Source organism: Clavibacter californiensis, from assembly GCF_021952865.1.
Classification (GTDB): Bacteria; Actinomycetota; Actinomycetes; order Actinomycetales; family Microbacteriaceae; genus Clavibacter; species Clavibacter californiensis.
Map to the genome: position 1 here is coordinate 2555903 of NZ_CP040792.1, position 25915 is coordinate 2581817.

The following is a 25915-nucleotide window of genomic DNA, read 5'->3' on the forward strand; positions in this document are numbered from 1 at the left end:
AGTCTACCGGGGAGGGTCGCTCACGCCCGGCGGGCACGCGGGTGCGCGGTCGTGTAGACGTCGCGCAGGGTGTCGACCGTCACGCGCGTGTAGATCTGCGTGGTCGCCACCGACGAGTGGCCGAGCAGCTCCTGCACCACGCGCACGTCGGCGCCGCCCGCGATGAGGTGCGTCGCGAACGAGTGCCGGAACGTGTGCGGGGAGATCTCCTCCGCGACGCCGGCGCGCTCGGCGGCCGCCTTGATCACGAGCCACGCGTTCTGCCGCGAGAGCGCGTGGCCGCGGAGCCCCAGGAAGAGCGCGGGCGTCGCGGTGCCGCGCGCGGCGAGGACCGGGCGGACGCGCACGAGGTACGCGTCGACGGCGCGGCGCGCGAAGGACCCGACGGGCACGATCCGCTGCTTGCCGCCCTTCCCGAGCACGCGCACCAGCTCGGCCGCTGCGCCGTCGGGGCCGAGCACGTCGTCGACCGTGAGCGCCGTGATCTCGCTGACGCGCGCGCCCGTCGCGTACAGCAGCTCGAGCAGGGCCTTGTCCCGCACGCGGAGCGGCTCGTCGCCGTCGGTCGCGTCGAGGATCCGGCCCATGGTCTCGATGGAGACGGCCTTCGGGAGACGGCTCGGCAGCTTGGGCGGCCTCTGGTCCGCGGACACGTCGACGTCGACGATGCCCTCCTCCACGAGGAAGCGGTGGAAGCTCCGGACGCTCGACAGCATGCGCGCGAGCGACGACGCCGTGAGGCCACCGTGCTCGGGGTCGCGGACCCGCTGCGCGAAGGCGGCGATGTGCACGGCGGTGGCGCCGGCCGGATCCGCGACGCCCTCGGCTGCGAGGTGCGCCGTGTAGCGCGCGAGGTCGCGGCGGTACGCCTGGAGGGTGTTCTGGGACAGGCCGCGCTCCACCTCGACGTGCCGGAGCCAGCGGTCGACGGCGCGCCGCAGCGCGACCGGGATCTCGGGGGCGGCGTCGGGCGCCGCTCCCGGGGATCCGTCGGCCGCGTCGGTCACGAGGCGGACGCGCCCTCGCCGTCCCGCAGCTTCGGGTGACGCGGCCACGGCGCGTCGGCCGGCCCGAGCGTCGACCAGCCGCGCGAGCGGGCGACGTGCGCCTGCAGCACCGCGATCACGGTCGACGGGTTCTGGATCCGCCGCTCGAGCACCGCCGTGACGACCTCGTCGAGATCCACCCAGCGCACCTCGATGTCGGCCTCCTCATCGGTGCGCGCGAACGCCTCCGCCGTGGGGGTCAGACCGCGCGCGAGGTAGACGCGGATCGCCTCGTCGCTTCCGCCTGGCGTCGTGTAGTACTCCGCCAGCACGCTCCACTCGGCGGCGACCAGGTCGGCCTCCTCCGCGAGCTCGCGCTGCACGGCCGTGAGCGGCGGCTCGCCCGTGATGTCGAGCAGCCCCGCCGGGATCTCCCACTCGCGCATGCGCACGGGGTGCCGGTACTGCTTGATGAGGAGCACGCGGTCCTCGTCGTCGATCGCGAGCACCGCGACGGCGCCCGTGTGGTCGACGAACTCGCGCGTGATCTCGCCGTCGCCGTACGCGAAGGTCTCACGGCGGATGTCCCAGATCTTGCCCCGGAACACCCGCTCGCTCGACGTGACGTCGTACGAGACGGCGTCGTCGTGCAGGCCGTCAGCCGGCGCGCCCGCGACGGCGTCGGTCACGCGACCGCCTCGGCGTCGTCCTCGACGAACAGCGTGCTGGCGGCCTGGCGGTCGAGCGCGGCGCGGATGAGGCCGGCGAACAGCGGGTGCGCGCGGTTCGGGCGCGACCGCAGCTCCGGGTGCGCCTGCGTGCCGATGTAGAACGGGTGCACCTCGCGCGGCAGCTCCACGTACTCGACGAGCGTGCCGTCGGGCGACGTGCCCGAGAACACGAGGCCGGCGTCCTGGATCCGGTCGCGGTACTGGTTGTTGACCTCGTAGCGGTGGCGGTGGCGCTCGTGCGAGACGGGCGCGCCGTACAGCTCGGCGGCCAGGGATCCGGGCGCGAGCGCCGCCTCGTAGAGGCCGAGGCGCATGGTGCCGCCCAGGTCGCCGCCCGCGATGATGTCGACCTGCTCGGCCATCGTCGCGACGACCGGGAACGCGCTCTCGGGGTCGAACTCGCTGGAGGAGGCGCCCGTGAGGCCGGCCTCGTTGCGGGCGTACTCGATGACCATGCACTGCAGGCCGAGGCACAGGCCGAGCACGGGGATCATGTTGTCGCGCGCGAACTTCAGCGCGCCGAGCTTGCCCTCGATGCCGCGGATGCCGAACCCGCCCGGGACGCACAGCGCATCCAGGTCGCCCAGCTTCTTCGCCGCGCCCTCGGGCGTCTCGCACTCGTCGGAGGCGACCCAGCGCAGCTTCACGCGCGCCGAGTGGGCGAACCCGCCGGCCCGCAGGGCCTCGGTGACCGAGAGGTACGCGTCCGGCAGGTCGATGTACTTGCCGACGAGGCCGACGGTGACCTCGTGCTTCGGGTCGTGCACGGCGTCGAGCAGGTCGCTCCAGCCGGACCAGTCGACGGCGTCCGCTGCCGGCAGCCCGAGGTGGTCGATGATGTAGCTGTCGAGGCCCTGCCCGTGCAGCATCTCGGGGATGTCGTAGATGCTCGGCACGTCCACCGCGTTCACGACGGCCTGCTCGTCGACGTCGCACATGAGCGCGATCTTCTTCTTGTTCGAGTCGGAGACGGGCCGGTCGCTGCGGAGCACGAGCGCGTCCGGCTGGATCCCGATGGAGCGCAGCGCAGCGACGGAGTGCTGCGTGGGCTTGGTCTTCTGCTCGCCCGACGCGCCCATGTACGGCACGAGCGAGACGTGCACGAAGAAGACGTTGTTGCGGCCGAGCTCGTGGCGCACCTGGCGCGCCGCCTCGATGAACGGCTGGCTCTCGATGTCACCGACCGTGCCGCCGATCTCGGTGATGATCACGTCGGGCTGCGGCTCGTCCGAGGACTGCAAGCGCATGCGGCGCTTGATCTCGTCGGTGATGTGCGGGATGACCTGCACCGTGTCGCCGAGGTACTCGCCGCGGCGCTCCTTGGCGATGACCTCGGAGTAGATCTGGCCGGTGGTCACGTTGGCCGCCTGGTCCAGCTCGATGTCGAGGAAGCGCTCGTAGTGCCCGATGTCGAGGTCGGTCTCCGCGCCGTCGTCGGTCACGAAGACCTCGCCGTGCTGGAAGGGGTTCATGGTGCCCGGATCCACGTTGAGGTAGGGATCGAGCTTCTGCATGACGACGCGCACGCCGCGCGCCGTGAGGAGATTGCCGAGGCTGGCCGCCGTGAGGCCCTTGCCGAGCGAGGAGACGACGCCGCCGGTCACGAAGATGTGCCTGGTCGTCTTCGCCGCGCCTGTCGTGCTGGTGATGCTGTCCGTCGAGCTCGGGTCCGTGTCCGCTGAATTGATGTCCGCCACGGGCTTCCATCCTACGTGTGTTCCGGGGCAGCGCGACAGCCACGCCGCGCGGGGCTGCCGCCGGTCGTCCGCTCAGCGCAGGGAGGCGGCCGTCTCCACGAGCTCGCGCGCGTGCGCCAGGCCGCTCTCGCTGTCGGGCAGGCCGGAGAGGAGGCGCGCCATCTCCTGGATCCGCGCGTCGCCCTCGAGCTGCGTGACGCTCGACGCGGTGACCTGGCCGTCGCCGCCCTTGACCACGCGCAGGTGGTTGGTCGAGAAGGCCGCGACCTGAGCGAGGTGCGTGACGACGATGACCTGCGCGCGCTCCGCCAGCCGTGCCAGCCGCCGTCCGATATCGATCGCCGCCGCACCGCCCACGCCCGCGTCGACCTCGTCGAACACGAAGGTGGGCACGGGGTCGTCGCCGGCCACCACTACCTCGATGGCGAGCATCACGCGCGACAGCTCGCCGCCGGAGGCGCCCCGCCCGAGCGGACGCGCCTCGGCTCCCGCGTGGGGGCGCAGCAGGATCTCGACCCGGTCGGCGCCCGACAGTGCAGGCTCCTCCCGCGGCGACACCCGCACCTCGAGCGACGCGTCGGCCATGGCGAGCGCGCCGAGCTCGGTCGTGACGGCCGCGGCGAGCCGCGCGCCGGCCTCTTCGCGGACCGCGGTGACGCGCCCGGCCAGCTCGCCGACGAGCTGCTCGTCGCGCTCCACCTCGACGCGCAGCAGGTCGATGCGGTCGGTGTCGCCGTCGAGCTCGAGCAGGCGGGCGCTGCCGGTGTCGAGGAACGCGAGCGCGTCCTCGACCGTCGGACCGTGCGCCCGCGTGAGGGCCGCGAGCTCGGCGCGGCGGTCCTGCAGGGTCTCGAGCTCCCGGGCGCCGTCGGCGTCGAGCCCCGCGAGGTAGCCCGAGAGCTGCACGGCGATCTCCGACACGAGGATCCGCGCGCTGTCGAGCGACTCGATGATCTCGGCGAGGCCCGGGTCGTGCGCCGCCACCCGGTCGAGGCGGCGATGGGCGGTGTCGAGCACCGATGCGGCGTCGGCCATCTCCCCGGACGCGTCCTCGGACGACATGAGCTCGTGGGCGGCGGAAGCGGCCGCCCGCAGGTCCTCGAGGTTGGTGAGCCGGTCGGTGCGCTCGCGCAGCTCCTCGTCCTCGCCCGGCTGCGGCGCCACGGCCTCGATCGCGTCGATCGCGATGCGCAGCTCCTCGGCCTCGCGCGTGCGGGCGTCCTGCTCCGTGACGAGGCGGTCGAGCTCGGCCCGCGCCGCCTGCCAGCGGCGGAACACCTCCTGGTACTCGGCGAGCACGGGCGCCAGCGCGGATCCAGCGAACCGGTCGAGCGCCTGCCGCTGGGCGGTGGACGACCGCAGGCGCATCTGGTCGGACTGGCCGTGCACCACCACGAGCTGCTCGCCGATCTCCGTCAGCAGCGCCGCCGGAGCCCCGCGGCCCCCGACCGATGCGCGGCTGCGGCCCTCGGACGAGAGCTGACGCGTGACGATGAGCTCGCCTCGCATGCCGTCGCCGAACGGGTCGACGTCTCCCCCGGCGTCGCGCACGCGCTCGGGCACGGGCCCGTCGGCCGCGATGATCCAGCGCCCCTCGACGACCGCGCGCTCGCTCCCCTGCCGCACGGCCCCCGAGTCGGCGCGCGCGCCGAGCAGCAGGCCGAGGGCGGTGACGACCATGGTCTTGCCCGCGCCGGTCTCGCCGGTGACGGCCGTGAAGCCGGGCCCGAGCGGCAGCGTGGCCTGGCCGATCACCCCGAGGTCGCGGATGGTGATCTCCTCAATCACGGTCGACCGGCCCCCTCCAGCCGGTGACCGGCAGCTCGAACTTGTTCACGAGGCGGTCGGTGAACGGCGACTGCTTGAGGCGCGCGAGGCGCACGGGGATGGCGGAGCGTCGGGCCTCGACGCGTGCACCCGGCGGCATGTCCCGCGTGCGGCGCCCGTCGCACCAGAGCACCCCGGATCCGGAGGTGCGGCTGAGCACCTCCACGGCGACCGTGGACTCCGGGCCCACGACGAGCGAGCGGGCGAAGAGCGTGTGCGGGCTGAGCGGCACCACGAGCATCGCCTCGAGGCTCGGCCACACGATGGGGCCGCCCGCCGAGAAGGCGTACGCGGTGGATCCCGTGGGCGTCGAGACGACCATGCCGTCGCAGCCGTAGGACGCGAGCGGCCGCCCGTCGATCTCGACCACCACCTCGAGCATGCGCTCGCGGCTGGCCTTCTCCACGGTCGCCTCGTTGAGCGCCCATGTGCGGTAGACGATGTCGGCGCCGACCTTGAGCGTCACGTCGAGCGTCATGCGCTCCTCGACCGTGTAGTCGCGGTCGAGCACGCGGCGCACGGTGGCCGTGAGGTCCTCCCGCTCGCTCTCGGCGAGGAAGCCCACGTGCCCCAGGTTCACGCCGAGCAGCGGCACCGAGGTGCCGCGGACGAGCTCCGCCGAGCGGAGGATCGTGCCGTCGCCGCCCAGGACGATGACGATCTCGAGGTCGGCCGTCTGCACGTCCTCTCCCAGCACGGCGACGCCGTCCATCTCGGGCGCGAACGGGAGGATGTCGGCCTTCTCGTCGGCCGTGAGCACGAGGTGCACGTCGGCCTCGGCCAGCTGCGCGCACACGCTGAGCGCCGCGTCGATGGAGTCGCGCCGTCCCGTGTGGGACACGACCAGGATGTGCCTCGCGGGTCCAGCCACTTCGCTCACGCTCCTGTGATCTCGTTCGACGTCGATCTCCATTGTGTCGGATTGCTCCCCGCGCGACCGCTGAACCAAGCCAGGTACTCGTGGTTCCCGGCCCCGCCGACGATCGGGGAGGAGACGAGGCCGGCCGTGCCGAGGCCGAGGTCCCATGCGGCCCAGAGGACGCGCATGACGGCGTCGTCGCGGAGACCCTGGTCGTGCACGATGCCCTCGCGGATCCCCGTGCGCCCCACCTCGAACTGCGGCTTGATCAGCAGCACGATGTCGGCGCCGTCCGCGGCGGTGCGCGCGATGGCGGGCAGCACGAGCCCGAGCGAGATGAAGGAGAGGTCGCCGACGACGAGCCCCGGTCGCTCCCCCGCCATGTCCGCGGGCGTCACGCCCGCGAGCGACTCGGGCGTCAGATCGCGCACGTTGAACCCCTCGACGACGTCGACGCGCGGATCCTCCCGGATGAGCGGATCCAGCTGGCCGTGCCCCACGTCGAGCGCGACCACCCGCCGCGCCCCCCGCTCGAGCAGGACCTGCGTGAACCCGCCCGTGGACGCGCCGACGTCCAGCGCCAGCCGCCCGTCGACCGCGACCCCGGGGAAGGCGTCGAGCGCGCCGACGAGCTTGTGGGCGCCGCGGCTCACGTACGCGTCCGTGCCGGCGACCTCGACGACGGATCCGGGCATCACCCGGAACGACGCCTTGACGACGCCTCGTCCGTCGACCGTGACGAGCCCGTCGGCGATGAGCCGGGCGGCGTGGGTGCGGGAGCGCGCGAGCCCGAGCGTGGGCAGGGCGGCGTCGAGCCGAAGGTCGCCGCCGAGCGGCTCGCCGGGAACCGGGTCGGCTGCGGGCGCGGGCGCGGATCCGTCGCCGGGGTCAGCCACGCGTGACGGCCCCGTCGCCGCCCTCGAGCCGCGCGCGCAGCTCGTCGTGCAGCAGCCCGAACGCGGCCGCGCGGTCGCCGAGCGGCTGCTCCTCGATCAGCTGCAGCCGGGAGACCAGCCCCTCGGCCACGTCGCGGCCGTCGTCGGAGTCCGGCCCCGGTGCGGATCCCGCTCGAGCGCTGTCGTCCGGGTCGTCGCTCACGCCGTCACGCTACGCCCGGCCCGCGCCGGCGGCACCGGCGGCGACGTAGAGGGACTCCTGCACATCGAGCCCGTAGATCGGCCGGCCCGAGTTCCAGATCACGGCGCATGCGGCGCGGAGCGTGTCGATGGTGGATCCGCCGTCCTTGACGACCTCGACGCGGTCGCCCGCGATGCGCACGGACGACTTCCCGACCGTCGCCACGCGGCCCTCCTGCGAGAACCGCGTCTCGGGGTACGGCTCGTGCAGCTGCCCGAGGTGCTCGAGGATGAACGTCGGCCGCTGGTCCTCCTCTGCCGCGAGGAGCTGCTTCGCCCGGTCGATCCCGGTGAGCACGTGGACGGACGCCATACCGGCGCGCGTCGCCCCGAGGATGTCGGTGTCGAGCCGGTCGCCGAGGAACACGGGCCGCTGGGCGCCGAAGCGCTCGCGCGCCACGTCGAAGATCGGCGTCTCCGGCTTGCCCGCGACCACGGGCAGCCGACCGACCGCCGTGTGCACGGCCGATACGAGCGTGCCGTTCCCGGGTGCGATGCCCCGCGCGACCGGGATCGTCCAGTCGGTGTTGGTCGCGACCCACACGACATCAGGATCGGCCAGCGCGAACGCCGCCTCCGCCAGCTGGGTCCAGCCCACCTCCGGCGAGAACCCCTGCACGACCGCCGCCGGGCTGTCCGCCGTGGAGCGCGTGACCACGTAGCCGGCCTTCTCGAGCTCGTGCACGAGACCCTCGCCGCCGACGACGAGCACGGTGGATCCGGCGGGCACCCGGTCCGCGAGCAGCCGCAGCGCGGCCTGCGGCGACGTGACGACGTCCTCGGGCGCCACCGTGAGTCCGAGCGAGCTCAGGTGCTCGGCCACCGACGCGTCGGTGCGCGAGGCGTTGTTGGTGATGTAGCTGAGCCGGATCCCGTCGCCGGCGGCGCGGTTCAGCGCGTCGACCGCGTGCGGGATGCTGTCGGGTCCCGCGTACACGACGCCGTCGAGGTCCGCGAGGATCACGTCCACGCCGTCGAGCGGCGCACTGCCCTTCGACGCCCTAGCGAACATCGCGGTCCGCCTCCCCGGCGTCGTCGGCCTGCGGGGCCTCGTCGTCGGCGACCGCGGCGGGCGACTCGTCGGCCGCATCGCCGTCGACCTCCCACTCGTCGTCGACGTCGACCGCGATGTCCTCGCTGTCGCCCTCCTCGCTCGGCGGGCTCGGCTCAGCTGCCTCGACGGGGTCGTCCGAGGCGTCGACGTTGGCATCCGCAGCCTCGTCGGACTCCACGGCGCTCGCGCTCGCAGCGATCGCGTCGCCGGATCCGTCGTCCTCGGACGGTTCGTGCCCACCGTCCTCGACCGCGAGCTCCTCCTCGACGACCTCGACCATGTCGTCCCAGCCCTCGTCCGGATCCGCGAACGCCGCCTCGGCCGCGTCGGCGCGCTGACGCCAGGCGTCCGCCTCCGCCGAGCGACCCAGCTCCTCGAGCACCTCCGCGTAGGCGTGGAAGAGGTCCGCGCTGTACGAGTAGGCGACGTCCCGGTTCAGCTGCGCGATCGACAGCTCGTCGAGAGCAGCCTCGGTCTGCCCGAGGTCGAGGCGCGCGCCGGACATCGCGATCGCGAGCGCGACCTGCTCCGCCGCCGGCAGCGTCTCCTTCGGGACCGAGCGCCCGAGCTCCAGGGCCTTGTCCGGGCGTCCCTGCCCGCGCTCGCTGTCGACCATGAGGGCGAGCTGGTCGTCCTTGCCGGAGATGCGCCGGTAGGTCCGCAGCTCGCGCAGCGCGAGCGCGTAGTCACCGACGGCGTACGCCGTGATGGCCAGCGACTCCCGGACCACCGCGATGCGACCGGCACGGCGAGCAGCCGAGGTGGCGTGCCGGTGCGCGAGCTCCGGATCCTCCTCGATGAGCCGCGCCGCCATCACCAGGTGCTGCGCGACGCCCTCGGCGTTGTCCTTGCTCAGCGTCTTCAGCTCGTTGCGCGCGATGCGGTCGAGATCACCCGGCTTCACGTCCTCGGGGATCTCGGGGTCCTCGTGGCGCGGACGCACGGAGCGCAGCTCACGCGCGCGCAGCTGCTCCTCCGTCAGGGTCTCCTCGTAGCGTGGGGCATCGCGGTCGTTCCTCGCGGGTCGTCCATCGCGCGTCCAGAGCTTGTCGCCGTCGCGCGGCGGTCGAGCGCCACCGCGTCCGGCATCACGGCCACCGGAATCCCGACCGCCGTCCTTCGACCAGGGCTTGCGCTCCCCGTCCCTGTCAGACCGCGGCGAACCCGACCCGCCATCACGCGACCAGGGCTTGCGCTCCCCGTCGCGCTGCGGCCGAGAAGCTCCCGCACCGTCCTTCGACCAGGGCTTGCGTTCCCCATCACGCTGCGGCCGCGAAGCTCCCGCACCGTCCTTCGACCAGGGCTTACGCTCCCCGTCACGCTGCGGCCGCGAAGCTCCAGCACCGTCCTTCGACCAGGGCTTACGCTCCCCGTCACGAGCGGGACGTGCCGCACCGCCGGCCCCGCCGCCGTCCTTGGACCAGGGCTTGCGCTCCCCATCGCGCTGCGGCCGGGGTGCCCCGCCCGCGTCCTTGGACCACGGCTTGCGCTCGCCATCACGAGCGGGACGAGCCGGACCGCCGCCATCACGAGACCAGGGCTTGCGCTCCCCATCGCGCTGCGGCCGACCGGCCTCTCCACCACCGTCCTTCGACCAGGGCTTGCGGTCGCCGTCACGGGCCGGGCGGTCTCCCCCGGCGGCACGCGGACCGGAGGAGCGCCCGCCTTCACGGGGCCCTCGAGGCGCACCCGCGGAACCGCGCTCGTACGGCGGCTTGCCATCATCACGTCCACGCGGCGAGTGCGACGATCCGCGGTCCTGGCCCTCGGGCCGGCTGTCTCGATCGGATGAGTCGCTCACTGTGCTCCTGTCGGCCGCATGGGCCAGATGATGTCTGTGGTGTTGTGGGTGTCGCCGAAGTCAGCTCCCAGGCTAACCGGTGCCGTCGGTCGTGTGCAGCGGACCGGCATTGACGACCATCGCGGTCGCGCACCGATCCTCGGCGGGCCGCATCGCCTCAGCGATGTCAGCCCCGAGACACGCAGGCGGAAACGGCTCCACACGAGGCGCGATCCGTACGCCACCGTCGCGACGGCCCAGCTCGGACACGAACTCGAAGTCGCCGCCGTGGAGGACCGACCGCGATGGTCCGGGTGTTAACGCAGAAAGGCCCGCCGCACGATGTGCGACGGGCCTCCCCGATCATTCTCAAGTTAAGTCCGGCGGTGTCCTACTCTCCCACAGGGTCCCCCCTGCAGTACCATCGGCGCTGAGAGTCTTAGCTTCCGGGTTCGGAATGTGACCGGGCGTTTCCCTCTCGCTATGGCCGCCGAAACACCCCATACACACCCCCAACGAGGGCATGAAATCTGTGATGAATCGACCAGTCAAGCTGGTTGTTCAATTAGCACCCGACCGTATATCGGGAACCACATAGTGGACGCAAGCAAAGTGTTTTCAAGATATCGGCTTATTAGTACAGGTCAGCTCCACGAGTCTTTAGTCCTCGCTTCCACATCCTGCCTATCAACCCGGTAGTCTAGCCGGGAGCCTTCACCCTGAAAGGGATGGAAATCTCATCTCGAAGCCGGCTTCCCGCTTAGATGCTTTCAGCGGTTATCCGTTCCGAACGTAGCTAATCAGCGGTGCTCCTGGCGGAACAACTGACACACCAGAGGTTCGTCCATCCCGGTCCTCTCGTACTAGGGATAGATCTTCTCAAATTTCCTACGCGCGCAGCGGATAGGGACCGAACTGTCTCACGACGTTCTAAACCCAGCTCGCGTACCGCTTTAATGGGCGAACAGCCCAACCCTTGGGACCTACTCCAGCCCCAGGATGCGACGAGCCGACATCGAGGTGCCAAACCATGCCGTCGATATGGACTCTTGGGCAAGATCAGCCTGTTATCCCCGAGGTACCTTTTATCCGTTGAGCGACAGCGCTTCCACAAGCCACTGCCGGATCACTAGTCCCGACTTTCGTCCCTGCTCGACTTGTCAGTCTCACAGTCAAGCTCCCTTGTGCACTTACACTCGACACCTGATTACCAACCAGGTTGAGGGAACCTTTGGGCGCCTCCGTTACTCTTTAGGAGGCAACCGCCCCAGTTAAACTACCCACCAGGCACTGTCCCTGAACCGGATTACGGTTCGAAGTTAGATATCCAGAGTGACCAGAGTGGTATTTCAACAATGACTCCACCCGAACTAGCGTCCGAGCTTCACAGTCTCCCACCTATCCTACACAAGCCACACCGAACACCAATACCAAGCTGTAGTAAAGGTCACGGGGTCTTTCCGTCCTGCTGCGCGTAACGAGCATCTTTACTCGTAGTGCAATTTCGCCGAGTTCGCGGTTGAGACAGCTGGGAAGTCGTTACGCCATTCGTGCAGGTCGGAACTTACCCGACAAGGAATTTCGCTACCTTAGGATGGTTATAGTTACCACCGCCGTTTACTGGGGCTTAAATTCTCAGCTTCGCACTTGCGTGCTAACCGTTCCTCTTAACCTTCCAGCACCGGGCAGGCGTCAGTCCGTATACATCGTCTTGCGACTTAGCACGGACCTGTGTTTTTAGTAAACAGTCGCTTCCCACTGGTCTCTGCGGCCTTCAAACGCTTCAGGAGTAAATCCCTACACGCCTCAGGCCCCCCTTCTCCCGAAGTTACGGGGGCATTTTGCCGAGTTCCTTAACCACGATTCTCTCGATCTCCTTAGTATTCTCTACCTGACCACCTGAGTCGGTTTGGGGTACGGGCGATTGGAACCTCGCGTCGATGCTTTTCTCGGCAGCATAGGATCACTGATTTCGTCCGTGAGGACTACCCATCGGGTCTCAGGCTACATAGAAGACGGATTTGCCTATCTTCTGCCCTACATCCTTAGACCGGGACAACCATCGCCCGGCTCAGCTACCTTCCTGCGTCACACCTGTTAATACGCTAAACGCCCCAGCGTAGGGTCGTGTGCTAGGCCAAGACCGTCACCCCGAAGGGATCGAATCAAGGATTCAGACACTTAGCATTACTGGATTGTCTTGGGCGGTTCTTCATCGGTACGGGAATATCAACCCGTTGTCCATCGACTACGCCTGTCGGCCTCGCCTTAGGTCCCGACTTACCCAGGGCGGATTAGCCTGGCCCTGGAACCCTTGGTCTTTCGGAGGACGGGTTTCTCACCCGTCTTTCGCTACTCATGCCTGCATTCTCACTCGTGTGGCCTCCACGGCTGGTTCACACCGCCGCTTCGCTGGCCACACGACGCTCTCCTACCCATCCATACGGCTGGACCACGAAGGCCTGCCTATAATATAAATGCCACAACTTCGGTGGCGTGCTTGAGCCCCGTTACATTGTCGGCGCGGAATCACTTGACCAGTGAGCTATTACGCACTCTTTCAAGGGTGGCTGCTTCTAAGCCAACCTCCTGGTTGTCTATGCAACTCCACATCCTTTCCCACTTAGCACGCGCTTAGGGACCTTAGATGGTGGTCTGGGTTGTTTCCCTCTCGACGATGAAGCTTATCCCCCACCGTCTCACTGCTGCGCTCTCACTTACCGGCATTCGGAGTTTGGCTGAAGTCAGTAACCTTTTGGGGCCCATCGTCCATCCAGTAGCTCTACCTCCGGCAAGAAACACGCAACGCTGCACCTAAATGCATTTCGGAGAGAACCAGCTATCACGAAGTTTGATTGGCCTTTCACCCCTATCCACAGCTCATCCCCTCCATTTTCAACTGAAGTGGGTTCGGTCCTCCACGACGTCTTACCGTCGCTTCAACCTGGCCATGGATAGATCACTTCGCTTCGGGTCTAGAACATGCGACTCATACGCCCTATTAAGACTCGCTTTCGCTACGGCTGCCCCTCACGGGTTAACCTCGCCACATATCACTAACTCGCAGGCTCATTCTTCAAAAGGCACGCTGTCACACCAACAAGGGTGCTCCAACGGTTTGTAAGCAAACGGTTTCAGGTACTATTTCACTCCCCTCCCGGGGTACTTTTCACCTTTCCCTCACGGTACTTGTCCGCTATCGGTCATCTGGGAGTATTTAGGCTTATCAGGTGGTCCTGACAGATTCACACGGGATTTCTCGGGCCCCGTGCTACTTGGGATACTCTCCGGACAGGCGACGACATTTCGACTACGGGGTTCGCACCCTCTATGACTGGCCTTTCAAGACCATTCGTCTATATCGCGCTCATTGCCCTCACAGCTCGGTAGAACTGTACGGAAAGTCCCGCAACCCCGACCATGCAACTCCTACCGGATATCACACATGATCGGTTTGGCCTCTTCCGGTTTCGCTCGCCACTACTAACGGAATCGCTTTTGCTTTCTCTTCCTGTGGGTACTGAGATGTTTCACTTCCCCACGTTCCCTCTACCCGCCCTATATATTCAGGCGGGAGTCACCAGGTCACCCAAAGGGCCTGGCGGGGTTTCCCCATTCGGAGATCCTCGGATCACAGCTCTATTATCAGCTCCCCGAGGCTTATCGCAGATTTATACGTCCTTCTTCGGCTCCAGATGCCAAGGCATCCACCGTTTGCTCTTAGAATCTTGAAATCACATGAGATTGAATCGTTTCGCCTCCCCTAGAGGAGACAGAATTGACCAATGATCTATAAATAGATCTTTGTGATCCACCGGTAAACCGGTGAATCTAAGATGCTCGCGTCCACTGTGTAGTTCTCAATATACGGGCGGTACCCCACCACCATCCACAACAGGACGACGGAAAGGGTCCGACAAGAAACCAGACACACCCGAAAGGTGCGGCCCGGTCCCTCAGGACCCAACAGCGTGCAACATGCCCTCGACACACCAGACCACGTTCCCACCCCACAAGGAGGCGTACTAGCAGCCCGACACATCAGCCGGCATCAATGTCAATGTTCCACCCATGAGCGCCACCGCCAGAACAGATGCCTGACGCGTGACTTGGCACCATTGATCTCCCTGTATACAGAGGAGAGGCGCACATGCTCCTTAGAAAGGAGGTGATCCAGCCGCACCTTCCGGTACGGCTACCTTGTTACGACTTAGTCCTAATCACCGATCCCACCTTCGACAGCTCCTCCCTTGCGGTTAGGCCACTGGCTTCGGGTGTTACCGACTTTCATGACTTGACGGGCGGTGTGTACAAGGCCCGGGAACGTATTCACCGCAGCGTTGCTGATCTGCGATTACTAGCGACTCCGACTTCATGAGGTCGAGTTGCAGACCTCAATCCGAACTGAGACCGGCTTTTTGGGATTCGCTCCACCTTACGGTATCGCAGCCCTTTGTACCGGCCATTGTAGCATGCGTGAAGCCCAAGACATAAGGGGCATGATGATTTGACGTCATCCCCACCTTCCTCCGAGTTGACCCCGGCAGTCTCCTATGAGTTCCCACCATTACGTGCTGGCAACATAGAACGAGGGTTGCGCTCGTTGCGGGACTTAACCCAACATCTCACGACACGAGCTGACGACAACCATGCACCACCTGTATACCGACCTTGCGGGGCACACATTTCTGCATGTTTCCGGTATATGTCAAGCCTTGGTAAGGTTCTTCGCGTTGCATCGAATTAATCCGCATGCTCCGCCGCTTGTGCGGGCCCCCGTCAATTCCTTTGAGTTTTAGCCTTGCGGCCGTACTCCCCAGGCGGGGAACTTAATGCGTTAGCTGCGACACGGAGACCGTGGAATGGTCCCCACATCTAGTTCCCAACGTTTACGGCATGGACTACCAGGGTATCTAATCCTGTTCGCTCCCCATGCTTTCGCTCCTCAGCGTCAGTTACGGCCCAGAGATCTGCCTTCGCCATCGGTGTTCCTCCTGATATCTGCGCATTCCACCGCTACACCAGGAATTCCAATCTCCCCTACCGCACTCTAGTCTGCCCGTACCCACTGCAGACCCGAGGTTGAGCCTCGGGATTTCACAGCAGACGCGACAAACCGCCTACGAGCTCTTTACGCCCAATAATTCCGGACAACGCTTGCACCCTACGTATTACCGCGGCTGCTGGCACGTAGTTAGCCGGTGCTTTTTCTGCAGGTACCGTCACTTTCGCTTCTTCCCTACTAAAAGAGGTTTACAACCCGAAGGCCGTCATCCCTCACGCGGCGTTGCTGCATCAGGCTTTCGCCCATTGTGCAATATTCCCCACTGCTGCCTCCCGTAGGAGTCTGGGCCGTGTCTCAGTCCCAGTGTGGCCGGTCACCCTCTCAGGCCGGCTACCCGTCGTAGGCTTGGTGAGCCATTACCTCACCAACAACCTGATAGGCCGCGAGTCCATCCCCAACCGAAATTCTTTCCACGACCAGACCATGCGGCCAGTCGTCATATCCGGTATTAGCTACCATTTCTAGCAGTTATCCCAGAGTCGGGGGCAGGTTACTCACGTGTTACTCACCCGTTCGCCACTGATCCGCCAGAGCAAGCTCTGACATCACCGTTCGACTTGCATGTGTTAAGCACGCCGCCAGCGTTCGTCCTGAGCCAGGATCAAACTCTCCATAAATGCTTAAACGCACGACCACCCGAAAGCGATCGGCACATCTAAAGCCAGACGTGAACGGGAATCGAACACGAACTAGCAAGTTTGAAACCGACAGAACAAATCATTACTGACTTGCTTGTTTGTTTAAATGTATTCCAAAGGAATCCGAAACGAGCATCCGAAGGACACCCGCAACGGGCATTTGGCATTTGACATTGTGCACGCTGTTGAGTTCTCAAGGAACGGACGCTCCCGACACCGACCATCACAGCCAGCCATCGGAGCTCACACTCCACCGCTCCCCGTGGGAGTGATCCAGACCAGAAGGCCCAGCACTCACGTCAGAAGCAGAATCAGACCCTAGCTCAGTTGATGGTAAACACGCAACCCTTCAGGGCCACGGCAACTTCTGTTTCACCAGGATCCAGAACACCAGAACAGCTCCGGAAGCTTCTCAGCTCCCCGCCCGTTCCGGCGACAAGAGGAGACATTACGCGGACCACCCCACCCCCGCAAAACCACGCACATCCCGGGCGTGTCGCGACGGCCTACCCGCAGGAATACCCGATCAGGATGCCATTCAGGCGACGGTGACGCCCGCGAGGGTCTTCTTGCCCCGGCGGATCACGGCGTAACGGCCGTGCAGGAGGGCGTCCACGACAGCGGTCGCGTCGCCCACCGCGACGTTGTTCACGTAGACCCCGCCCTGCGTGATCGCACGCCGAGCCTCACCCGCGCTCGAGACGAGCCCCGTGTCGATGAGCGCCTGGATCACCATGGTGCCGGCGGGGATCTCCGCGGACGGGAGCTCCCCCAAGGCGGCGCGGAGCGTCGGCTCGTCGAGCGCGGTCAGCTCGCCCTGGCCGAACAGCGCCTGCGCGGCGGCGATCGCGGACTCCGTCGCCGCGACCCCGTGCACCAGCGACGTCACCTCCCACGCGAGCGCGCGCTGCGCCTCGCGCCGGAACGGCTCGGCCTCCACGGCGCGGGCGAGCTCGTCGAGTCGCGCCCGGTCCAGGAACGTGAAGATGCGCAGGCGGTGGATCACGTCGGCGTCGTCGGTGTTGAGCCAGAACTGGTAGAACGCGTACGGGCTCGTGAGCTCGGGATCGAGCCACACCGCGTTGCCCTCGCTCTTGCCGAACTTCGTGCCGTCGGAGTTGGTGATGAGGGGCGTGCCGATGGCGTGCGCGGTGGTCCGTTCGCTGCGCCGGATCAGGTCGGTGCCGCTGGTGAGGTTGCCCCACTGGTCGCTGCCGCCGGTCTGCAGCACGCACCCGTAGGTGCGGTGCAGCTCGCGGAAGTCGAGACCCTGCAGGATCTGGTAGCTGAACTCCGTGTAGCTGATGCCCTCGTCGGAGTTGAGGCGCGCGCTCACGGCGTCCTTCTTGATCATGGTGCCCACCCGGAAGTGCTTGCCCACCTCCCGGAGGAAGTCGATGGCGCTCATCGGCGCCGTCCAGTCCAGGTTGTTCACGATCCGCACGGCGTTGTCGCCCTCGGGGCTGAGGAACGCCGAGACCTGCGCCTGCACACGACCCACCCAGTCCGCGACCACCTCCGGGTCGTTGAGGGTGCGCTCGGCGGTCGGCCGCGGGTCGCCGATCAGGCCGGTCGACCCGCCCACGAGTCCGAGCGGACGGTGCCCGGCCAGCTGGAGACGCCGCATGAGCAGCAGCTGCACGAGGTTGCCCAGGTGCAGGCTCGGCGCGGTGGGGTCGAAGCCGCAGTAGTAGGTGATGGGCGGGCCGGACAGCAGCTCCTTCAGCGCATCCTGGTCCGTGGAGACGTGCACGTACCCGCGCCAGACGATCTCCTCCCACACGTCCTCGAAGGACGGGTCGTTGCGCTGGGAGGAGAGGCGGTCGGGAGCGGCGTTCGTCACGCGATCACGGTATCAGCGCGGCATCGCGGGGACGGTGGGACGCGGCGGTGTCGTCCCCTCCCGCGTCGCCTCCCGGGCGGGGTGGTCGGGCACGGACCGCTGTCGGTGGTCCCGGACATGCTCGTGAGCGCACCGGGGCGATGTGATCAGCCCCATGGGCTTGATCCGTGGAGATCAAGTGCATAGCTTTGATGTGCACGCATCAATGGCACGGCCTTGAGGGGGATCCGCATGTTCGTCATCACCGCCGACCAGAAGGGCAGCAGGACAGACGTCGACCGCGCCGGGACGGGACGGGACGATCTGGCGTCGCGCTTCGAGGGCCGGCTCGTGCTCCCGGTCGACCGCACGTCCGGCGACGAGCTGCAGGCGCTCGTCGCCGACGCGGACACCGCCCTCGACATGGCGCTCGTCCTCACCCGCGCCGGGCACTGGAGCGTCGGGCTCGGGATCGGAGCCGTGCGCACCCCGCTCCCCCGGGCGACGCGGGAGGCCACCGGCCCGGCGTTCATCGCCGCGCGCGACGCGGTCGGCGCGGCGAAGCGCAGCGCGACGAGGTTCGCGCTCGCGGTGGATCCACCTGCTCCCCCGACACCCGGTGATCCGGGATCCGACCTCCCGGGCTCCGCGCTCCCCGGCCCCGACGAGGTCGAGGCGCTCATCACGCTGCTGCTCCTGGCGCGGGACCGCCGCACCGCCCAGGGCTGGGACGTCGTCGACCGGATGGCGGACGGGAGCACGCAGCGGGAGGTCGCCGCCGCGCTGGGCATCACACCCCAGGCCGTGAGCACGCGGCTGCGCACCAGCGCATGGCGCGCCGAGCGGGCCGCGATCCCGGGGCTCGTCGCGCTGCTCGCCCACCTCGAGGCGCAGGCGACCCGGGGCGAGGACCCCGTGGCACCCGCACCGCGCTCCTCCCGTTCGGGGACGCGCTCGTGATCCCGGTGGGGACTGCCGGGGAGATCACGGCGTGGATCGTCCTCTGCGTGCTGGTGACCGCGGCGCTCGTCCTCGCGCTGCTGGCGGTGCGTGCGCCCCGCACGGGCCGCGTGGTCGCGGCCGCGGGCACCCTCGCCTGCGCCCTCGCGCTCGGGCTGGCCCTCACCGGCCCCGCGTCTCCCCTCGTCGTCGGCTTCGTGGGCATGGTCGCGGTCGTGCTCGCGGTGCTGGGCGGCGGGTCCGCGTCAACCGTGGTGCTCGCCCTCGCGACCCGCGGCTCGGTGCCGCCCGGAGCGTTCGGCGGGATCCTGGTGGCGCCGCGCGGGCACGAGGACGATCCGTCGGCGCTGCGTCGACCCACCCGCGAGGTGCTGCGCGGCGGCGCGACCATCGGGATGCTCGAGCGGCTGGCCGTGGTGGCCGTCATCCTCGCCGGCTACCCCGAGGCGCTCGCGGTCATCATCGCCATCAAGGGCGTCGGCCGGTTCTCGGAGCTCGGCGAGGCCGCCGAGGCGCGGGAGCGGTTCATCATCGGCACCCTGGTCAGCTGGCTGTGGGCCGCGACCTGCGCGGCGGTCGTGCTGGTCGTCCGCTAGCCGCTCGTTACCCCGCGTCGCGCGGAACGGTCAGCGGCGGACGCGCGGCACGTGCGCCCGGTACGCGGAGACGGTCGGGTCGCCCGGCACCCAGAAGCGCCACGGGAACAGCTCGCCGGAGCCGCCGGGTCCGGACACGCCGACGCGCGGGCCCGCGGCGGGGAGGGCGAGCGGCTCGTCGGGGAGGACCAGCCGGTACGGCGGCGCGTCCAGCGCCGCGCCGTCGTCCGACAGCGGGATCCCCAGGGCGACCGCGAGCCGCGCCGGCCCCCGCGCCAGGTCGCGATCGCGGACCGCTGCGCCGCGTCGGCGCCGCGCGAGCTCGGCGCCCTCCACGACCTCGCCGGCGCGCAGCAGCACGCCCGCGCTCGTGCCCTCGGGTCCGCAGACGATGTTCGCGCACGTGTGCATGCCGTACGTGAAGTACGCGTAGAGGTGCGCGGGTGGGCCGAACATGGTCGCGTTGCGCGCGCGCTTCCCGCGGAAGGCGTGCGAGCCGGGATCCTCGCCGACGCCGCGATAGGCCTCCACCTCGGTGAGGCGAACGGAGACGCGGCCCTCCTCGGAGTCCCGCGACAGGATCGCCCCGAGGAGCGCGGGCGCCACCTCGACCGCGTCGCGCGCGAAGAAGGCCGCCTCGATCACGCGCGGATCAGATCAGCTCGCCGTTGAGGCTCGCGACGACCACCACGAAGACCAGCACGGCGACGGCCACGCCGATGACGAGCGGCAGGAGCCAGCGGTGCCGCGGCTCGGGCCGTTCGGGACGGCGGCCGTTCGAGAGCGTCACTCCGACGCCTCACCGGAGGCCGCCGCCCGGCGCTCGGCCGCGGCATCGGCCCGCGCGCGCAGCTCGGCCACCCGGCGCACGAGCTCGGCGCGCTGCTCGTCGACGCGCACCCGGGCGGTGCCGCCCACCCCGTCGCGGCTCGCCACGGATCCCTCGATGCTCAGGACCTCGCGGACCTCCGGCACCAGGTGCGGGGACACGGTCCTCAGGTCCTCGTCGGACAGGTCCTCGAGGCCGATGCCGCGGGACTCCGCGAGCTTCACGAGCTCGCCCGTGATCTCGTGCGCGTCGCGGAAGGCCACGCGGTGCTTCACGAGCCACTCGGCGACGTCGGTCGCGAGCGAGAAGCCCTGGGGCGCGAGCTCGGCCATGCGGTCGGTGTCGAAGCGGAGGGTCGCGATCATGCCGGTGAACGCCGGGAGCAGGACCTCGAGGGTCTGCACCGAGTCGAAGACCGGCTCCTTGTCCTCCTGCAGGTCGCGGTTGTACGCGAGCGGCAGGCCCTTGAGGGTCGCGAGCAGGCCGGAGAGGTTGCCGATGAGGCGCCCCGACTTGCCGCGCGCGAGCTCCGCGATGTCGGGGTTCTTCTTCTGCGGCATGATCGACGACCCGGTCGAGAACGAGTCGCTCAGCGTGACGAACCCGAACTCGCGCGTGTTCCAGAGGATGATCTCCTCGCTCAGCCGCGACAGGTCGATGCCGACCTGCGCGAGCACGAACGCGAACTCGGCCACGACATCGCGGGCGGCCGTCCCGTCGATGGAGTTCTCGGAGCTGCGCGCGAACCCGAGGTCGCGGGCGACCGCGCCGGCGTCGAGGCCGAGGGTCGAGCCCGCGAGGGCACCGGATCCGTAGGGCGAGACGTCGGCGCGCGCATCCCAGTCCGCGAGGCGCTCGAGGTCGCGGAGCAGCGGCCAGCAGTGCGCCAGGAGGTGGTGCGCGAGGAGCACCGGCTGCGCGTGCTGCAGGTGCGTGCGGCCCGGCATGATCGCGCCGCCCGCCGCCTCGGCCTGCGCGGCCAGGGCGTCGACGAGCCGCACGAGCATCGCGTGGATCACCGCGGCGTGGTCGCGGAGGTACATGCGGACGAGCGTCGCGATCTGGTCGTTGCGGCTGCGGCCCGCGCGGAGCTTGCCGCCGAGCTCGGTGCCCGCGATGTCCATGAGCCCGCGCTCGAGGGCGCCGTGCACGTCCTCGTCGGCCTCGGACGCGACGAGCGCGCCCGACCGCACGCGGTCCTCGAGGGTGTCGAGCGCCTGCAGCATGGCCTGCCGCTCGGCGTCCGACAGGTAGCCCGCGGACGCGAGAGCACGGGCGTGCGCCCGGGATCCGGCGATGTCGTACGGCGCCAGCTGCCAGTCGAAGTGCGTCGAGCGGCTGAGCGCCACGAGCTCCGGCGACGGGCCGCCGGCGAAGCGGCCGCCCCAGAGGGCGCCCGCCTCGCCCGCGCGGGTGGACGGATCCGTGCTCTCGGTCATGCTCCTACTCCGCGGCGGGTGCGGGGTCGACCGCCAGCGCGGCCTGCTCGACCGCGAGGTCGCGACGCGCCGAGATCTTGCTCGGCAGCGACCACAGCTCGATGAAGCCCTTGGACAGCGACTGGTCGAACGTGTCGCCCGTGTCGTAGGTGGCCAGGTCGAAGTCGTACAGGCTCGACTCGCTGCGGCGGCCCGTGACGACCGCGCGTCCGCCGCGGAGCGTCATGCGGATGTCGCCGGAGACGTGCCGCTGCGAGTCCTCGATGAAGGCGTCGAGCGAGCGCTTGAGGCCCGAGAACCACAGGCCGTCGTAGACGAGGTTCGCCCAGTCCTTCTCGACGCCGCGCTTGTAGCGGCCGAGGTCGCGCTCGATCGTGAGGCTCTCGAGCTCCTCGTGCGCCTCGATGAGCGTCATGGCGGCGGGGGCCTCGTAGACCTCGCGGCTCTTGATGCCGACGAGGCGGTCCTCGACGACGTCGATGCGGCCGATGCCGTGCGCGCCGGCGGCGGCGTTGAGCTCCTGGACGATGCGGAGCGGCGAGTAGCGCACGCCGTCGATCGCGACGGGGACGCCCGCCTCGAACGTGATGGTGACCTCGGTGGGGTCGCGGAGCACGTCGGGGTCCTGCGTGTACTCGTAGAGGTCCTCGATGGGGCCGTTCCACGGGTCCTCGAGGAAGCCGGTCTCGACGGCGCGGCCCCAGACGTTCTTGTCGATCGAGTACGGGCTCTTCTTGCTCTGCTCGATGGGCAGGTCGTGCTCGTTCGCGTAGACGATGGCCTTGTCGCGCGTGAGCGCGAGGTCGCGGACCGGTGCGATGGAGGTGAGGTCGGGCGCGAGCGCGGCGACGGCGGCCTCGAAGCGCACCTGGTCGTTGCCCTTGCCGGTGCAGCCATGCGCGACGCTGTTCGCGCCGAGCTCGTGGGCGACGCGCGCGAGGTGCTTCGCGATCAGCGGGCGACTGAGGCCCGAGACCAGCGGGTAGCGCTTCTGGTAGAGCGCGTTGGCCTTGAGCGCGGGGACGATGTAGTCGTCCGCGAACTCGTCCTTCGCATCCACGACGACGGCCTCGACGGCGCCGCAGTCGAGCGCGCGCTGCCGGATGACCTCCATGTCCTCGCCGCCCTGGCCGACGTCGACGGCGAGTGCCACGACCTCCTTGCCGGTCGCGTCCTTGAGCCAGCCGATGCCGACCGAGGTGTCGAGTCCGCCGGAATATGCCAGTACCACGCGTTCGGCCATGCCGTTCTCCGTTTCGTTGCTGAGGTGTCTCGGGGTGTGGGGCTGCGTCAGGACTGGCGCAGGAGCCAGACGAGCAGCGCCTTCTGGGCGTGGAGGCGGTTCTCCGCCTCGTCCCAGACCACCGATCGCGGGCCGTCGATGACCTCGGAGGCCACCTCGTACTCGCGGTCGGCGGGAAGGCAGTGCAGGAAGATCGCGTCGTCGACCGCGTGCTCCATGAGCTCGGTCGTGACCTGGTAGGCGCCGAGCTCGGCCAGGCGCTGGGCCTTCTCCTCCTCGCGGCCCATCGACACCCAGGTGTCGGTGATGACGACGTCGGCGCCCGTGACGGCCTCGACGGGATCCATGAGGACGCGGACGGAACCGCCCGTGGACGCGGCGATGCGCTCGGCGTCCGCGACGACGGCCTCCGACGGCACATAGCCCGCGGGGGCGGCGATGCGGACGTGCATGCCGGCGGTGACGCCGCCGAGGAGGTAGGAGTGCGCCATGTTGCTGGCGCCGTCGCCGAGGAAGACCAGGGTCTGGCCCGCGAGGTCGCCGCGGTGCTCGCGGATGGTGAGCAGGTCGGCGAGGATCTGGCACGGGTGGAAGTCGTCCGACAGCGCGTTGACGACAGGGACCGTGGTGCCCGCGGCCATCTCCTCCAGGCCCGCCTGGCCGTAGGTGCGCCAGACGATTGCGGCGACCTGGCGCTCGAGCACGCGCGCGGTGTCGCTCGCGGTCTCCTTGCCGCCGAGCTGGCTGTTGGCGGTGCTGATGATGAGCGGGACGCCGCCGAGGTCCGCGATGCCGACCGCGAAGGAGACGCGGGTGCGGGTGGAGGACTTGTCGAAGATCACCGCGACCGTCTGCGGGCCGGCGAGGGGGCGCTCGGACCAGCGCTCGCGCTTGAGCTGCACCGCCAGGTCGAGCACCTCGGCCTGCTCGGCCGGGCTCAGGTCGTCGTCGCGCAGGAAGTGGCGGGTCATCGCATCGCTCGCTCTCGGGGGACTCGGGATCGCTCAAGCCTAGGGGACGTGCGGGGGCGGATCCGTCGACGGGCACCCCCGCCCGGGGGTGCCCGTCGACGGGTGCCGCATGGGGCCAGGACCGCCGTCCCGGCCGGCCCCGCGCGGTTCAGCGCAGGTGCGCCAGGGCGCGGCCGAAGCGCTCGCGGAAGTCGCGCACCTCGTCGTCGCCGACGATGAGCGGCGGCGCGATGCGGAGGCTGCGGGCGTTCGGCGCGTTGATGATGAGCCCCTCGCCGAGCGCGGCGGCCGCGATGCGCCCGCCGTCCTCGTGGTGCAGGCCCACGCCGATGAGGAGGCCGCGGCCGCGCACCTCGGCGATGAGCGGGGAGTCGAGGCCCGTGATGGCCGCCCGGATCTCCTCGCCGCGGCGCGCGGCGTTCTCGACGAGCCCGGCGTCCTCGATCTCGGCGAGCACGGCGTTCCCCGCCGCGGTGGCGAGCGGGTTGCCGCCGAAGGTGGATCCGTGCTGGCCCTTCTGCAGGAGGTCGGCCGCGCCGTCGAACGCGACGAGCGCGCCGATGGGCACGCCCCCGGCGATGCCCTTGGCGATCGTGACCGCGTCCGGACGGACGCCCTCGTGCTCGTACGCGAACCAGCGGCCGGTGCGCCCGACGCCGGTCTGGATCTCGTCCAGGATGAGCAGCGCCCCGTGCTCGCGCGTGAGCTCGCGGGCTCGGCGGAGGAAGCCCGCCGGCAGGTCGACGACTCCGGCCTCGCCCTGGATCGGCTCGAGGATGAGCGCCTGGACGGTGTCGTCGACGGCGGCCTCGAGCGCCTCGAGGGTCGGCGCGATGTGCTCGACGCCGCCGGGCAGCGGGAGGAACGGCGCCTGCAGCGCGGGCTGCCCGGTGAGCGCGAGCGCGCCCATCGTGCGGCCGTGGAAGGACCCCTGCAGCGTGATGACGCGCGTGCGCCGCTCGGATCCGTTGCGGCGGGCGAGCTTGAAGGCCGCCTCGTTCGCCTCGGCGCCCGAGTTGCCGAAGTACACGCGGCCGGAGTCGCCCGCGCCCGTGATGCGGCGGAGGCGCTCGGCGAGGGCGATCTGCGGCGGCGTGGCGAAGTAGTTGGAGACGTGCGCGAGCGTGGACACCTGCTCGGTGACGGCGCGGATCAGCGCCGGGTGCGCGTGCCCGAGCGAGTTGACGGCGATGCCCGCGAGGAAGTCGAGGTACTCGCGGCCCGTCGAGTCCCACACGCGGCAGCCCTCGCCTCGCACGAGCATGGCGAGCGGCGGCGGGGAGGAGCGCATCATGGCGGCCTGGAAGCGGTCGGACCACTCGCTCTCGGTCTGGGTGGTGCGGCGCTCTGGCTGGGTCGTGGTCATGCGGGCACGACCTCCGTTCCGATTCCGTTCGTGGTGAAGATCTCGAGGAGCATCGAGTGCGGGATGCGGCCGTCGATGATCGCGGCCTTGGGCACTCCCCCGTCGACCGCCTCGAGGCATGCCGCCATCTTGGGGATCATGCCCGACTCGAGCGACGGCAGGAGCGCACGGAGCTCGTCCGCGCGGATGTCGGAGACGAGCGATCCGCGGTCGGGCCAGTCGCGGTAGAGGCCGGCGACGTCCGTGAGGATCACGAGCTTCTCGGCGCCGAGGGCCACGGCGAGCGCGGCGGCCGCGGCGTCCGCGTTGACGTTGAGCGACACGGCGGGATCGGACTCGTCGGGCGCGATGGAGGAGACGACCGGGATGCGGCCCGCGTCGAGCTGCGCGAGCACGGCCGTGGGATCCACGGACACCACGTCGCCCACGAGGCCGAGGTCGACCTCGACGCCGTCGACGACCGCGCCGCGACGGCGGCCCGTGAACAGGCCGGCGTCCTCGCCCGAGACGGCGGCCGCGAGCGGCCCGTGCGCGTTGATGCCGCGCACGACGTCCCGGCTGACCTGGCCGGTGAGCACCATGCGCACGACCTCGAGCACCTCGGGGGTGGTCACGCGGTATCCCCCGCGGAACTCGCTCTCGATGCCGAGGCGCGTGAGCATCGCGCTGATCTGGGGACCGCCGCCGTGCACGACGACCGGACGCAGCCCCGCGTAGCGGAGGTACACGACGTCCTCGGCGAAGGTGCGCGTGAGCTCCTCGTCGACCATGGCGTTGCCGCCGAACTTCACGACCACGATGCGGTCGTGGAAGCGCTGCAGCCACGACAGCGACTCGATGAGGATCGCGGCCTTCGACTCGGCCTGCGCCTGGTCGCGCTCGGCGGCGTCCTGCGTGATGGCGGTCACGTCCGTCC

The 25915-nt window shown here is 69.0% G+C and carries 19 protein-coding genes and 3 rRNA genes; 2 read left to right on the plus strand and 20 right to left on the minus strand.

What is annotated here, in order from left to right; genetic code table 11:
- Positions 1-20 precede the first annotated feature (20 nt).
- The 13 genes from xerD to tyrS form a co-directional block, all read right to left on the minus strand.
- On the minus strand, positions 21-1007 hold the full coding sequence (gene xerD / locus FGD68_RS12330) for a site-specific tyrosine recombinase XerD (RefSeq protein WP_237609507.1): 987 nt from the start codon (positions 1005-1007) through the stop codon (positions 21-23).
- Complete coding sequence (locus tag FGD68_RS12335) at positions 1004-1675, minus strand: NUDIX domain-containing protein (protein WP_237609508.1); 672 nt, start codon at positions 1673-1675, stop codon at positions 1004-1006. The genes xerD and FGD68_RS12335 overlap by 4 nt, the downstream gene beginning before the upstream one ends.
- A complete protein-coding gene (locus FGD68_RS12340) occupies positions 1672-3366 on the minus strand; it encodes a CTP synthase (RefSeq protein ID WP_182480934.1) in 1695 nt (564 codons plus the stop codon). Before FGD68_RS12340 ends, FGD68_RS12335 begins: the two co-directional genes overlap by 4 nt.
- Before the next feature lie 120 nt (positions 3367-3486).
- A complete protein-coding gene (gene recN, locus FGD68_RS12345; RefSeq protein WP_119373291.1) occupies positions 3487-5202 on the minus strand; it encodes a DNA repair protein RecN in 1716 nt (571 codons plus the stop codon).
- On the minus strand, positions 5195-6112 hold the full coding sequence (locus FGD68_RS12350; protein WP_390611050.1) for an NAD kinase: 918 nt from the start codon (positions 6110-6112) through the stop codon (positions 5195-5197). Before FGD68_RS12350 ends, recN begins: the two co-directional genes overlap by 8 nt.
- A 5-nt stretch (positions 6113-6117) precedes the next feature.
- Positions 6118-6996: a TlyA family RNA methyltransferase gene (locus FGD68_RS12355; RefSeq protein ID WP_237609509.1), complete on the minus strand. Its 879-nt coding sequence runs from the start codon at positions 6994-6996 to the stop codon at positions 6118-6120.
- Positions 6989-7198, minus strand: coding sequence for a hypothetical protein (locus FGD68_RS12360; protein ID WP_237609510.1), 210 nt, complete (start codon positions 7196-7198; stop codon positions 6989-6991). The genes FGD68_RS12355 and FGD68_RS12360 overlap by 8 nt, the downstream gene beginning before the upstream one ends.
- A 9-nt stretch (positions 7199-7207) precedes the next feature.
- Positions 7208-8248, minus strand: a complete 1041-nt coding sequence (locus FGD68_RS12365; protein ID WP_119373593.1) for an HAD-IIA family hydrolase — start codon at positions 8246-8248, stop codon at positions 7208-7210.
- Entirely contained in the window at positions 8238-9233 is a 996-nt protein-coding gene (locus FGD68_RS12370; protein WP_119373594.1) for a tetratricopeptide repeat protein, read from the minus strand. The genes FGD68_RS12365 and FGD68_RS12370 overlap by 11 nt, the downstream gene beginning before the upstream one ends.
- Positions 9234-10448: 1215 nt before the next feature.
- A 5S ribosomal RNA gene (gene rrf / locus FGD68_RS12375) occupies positions 10449-10565 on the minus strand.
- 119 nt (positions 10566-10684) lie between these two features.
- Positions 10685-13804 (minus strand): 23S ribosomal RNA (locus tag FGD68_RS12380).
- A gap of 427 nt (positions 13805-14231) precedes the next feature.
- Positions 14232-15752 (minus strand): 16S ribosomal RNA (locus FGD68_RS12385).
- Together the 16S, 23S and 5S rRNA genes form the textbook arrangement of a ribosomal RNA operon.
- A gap of 559 nt (positions 15753-16311) precedes the next feature.
- Positions 16312-17616, minus strand: a complete 1305-nt coding sequence (tyrS, locus tag FGD68_RS12390; RefSeq protein WP_119373708.1) for a tyrosine--tRNA ligase — start codon at positions 17614-17616, stop codon at positions 16312-16314.
- A 231-nt stretch (positions 17617-17847) separates the two neighbouring features.
- On the opposite strand from tyrS, the gene FGD68_RS12395 reads away from it, so the two are divergent.
- Together FGD68_RS12395 and FGD68_RS12400 are read left to right on the plus strand one after the other, a co-directional pair.
- Complete coding sequence (locus tag FGD68_RS12395) at positions 17848-18555, plus strand: DNA-binding protein (RefSeq protein ID WP_119373707.1); 708 nt, start codon at positions 17848-17850, stop codon at positions 18553-18555.
- A 5-nt stretch (positions 18556-18560) separates the two neighbouring features.
- Positions 18561-19151, plus strand: coding sequence for a hypothetical protein (locus FGD68_RS12400; RefSeq protein WP_237609511.1), 591 nt, complete (start codon positions 18561-18563; stop codon positions 19149-19151).
- A gap of 30 nt (positions 19152-19181) precedes the next feature.
- Here the strand turns inward: FGD68_RS12400 and FGD68_RS12405 are convergent, their stop codons facing one another.
- The 7 genes from FGD68_RS12405 to argB form a co-directional block, all read right to left on the minus strand.
- Positions 19182-19796 (minus strand): DNA-3-methyladenine glycosylase, encoded by a 615-nt coding sequence (locus FGD68_RS12405; protein ID WP_237609512.1) that lies wholly within the window; start codon positions 19794-19796, stop codon positions 19182-19184.
- 7 nt (positions 19797-19803) lie between these two features.
- Positions 19804-19941, minus strand: coding sequence for a hypothetical protein (locus FGD68_RS12410; protein WP_012038681.1), 138 nt, complete (start codon positions 19939-19941; stop codon positions 19804-19806).
- A complete protein-coding gene (argH, locus tag FGD68_RS12415) occupies positions 19938-21419 on the minus strand; it encodes an argininosuccinate lyase (RefSeq protein ID WP_237609513.1) in 1482 nt (493 codons plus the stop codon). Before argH ends, FGD68_RS12410 begins: the two co-directional genes overlap by 4 nt.
- Positions 21420-21423: 4 nt before the next feature.
- Positions 21424-22662, minus strand: a complete 1239-nt coding sequence (locus FGD68_RS12420) for an argininosuccinate synthase (protein ID WP_104236324.1) — start codon at positions 22660-22662, stop codon at positions 21424-21426.
- Between the two features lie 47 nt (positions 22663-22709).
- Positions 22710-23633 (minus strand): ornithine carbamoyltransferase, encoded by a 924-nt coding sequence (gene argF / locus FGD68_RS12425; RefSeq protein ID WP_119373007.1) that lies wholly within the window; start codon positions 23631-23633, stop codon positions 22710-22712.
- A 148-nt stretch (positions 23634-23781) separates the two neighbouring features.
- Positions 23782-24999: an acetylornithine transaminase gene (locus FGD68_RS12430; protein WP_119373006.1), complete on the minus strand. Its 1218-nt coding sequence runs from the start codon at positions 24997-24999 to the stop codon at positions 23782-23784.
- Entirely contained in the window at positions 24996-25907 is a 912-nt protein-coding gene (gene argB / locus FGD68_RS12435; protein WP_182480914.1) for an acetylglutamate kinase, read from the minus strand. The genes FGD68_RS12430 and argB overlap by 4 nt, the downstream gene beginning before the upstream one ends.
- Between the last annotated feature and the right edge of the window lie 8 nt (positions 25908-25915).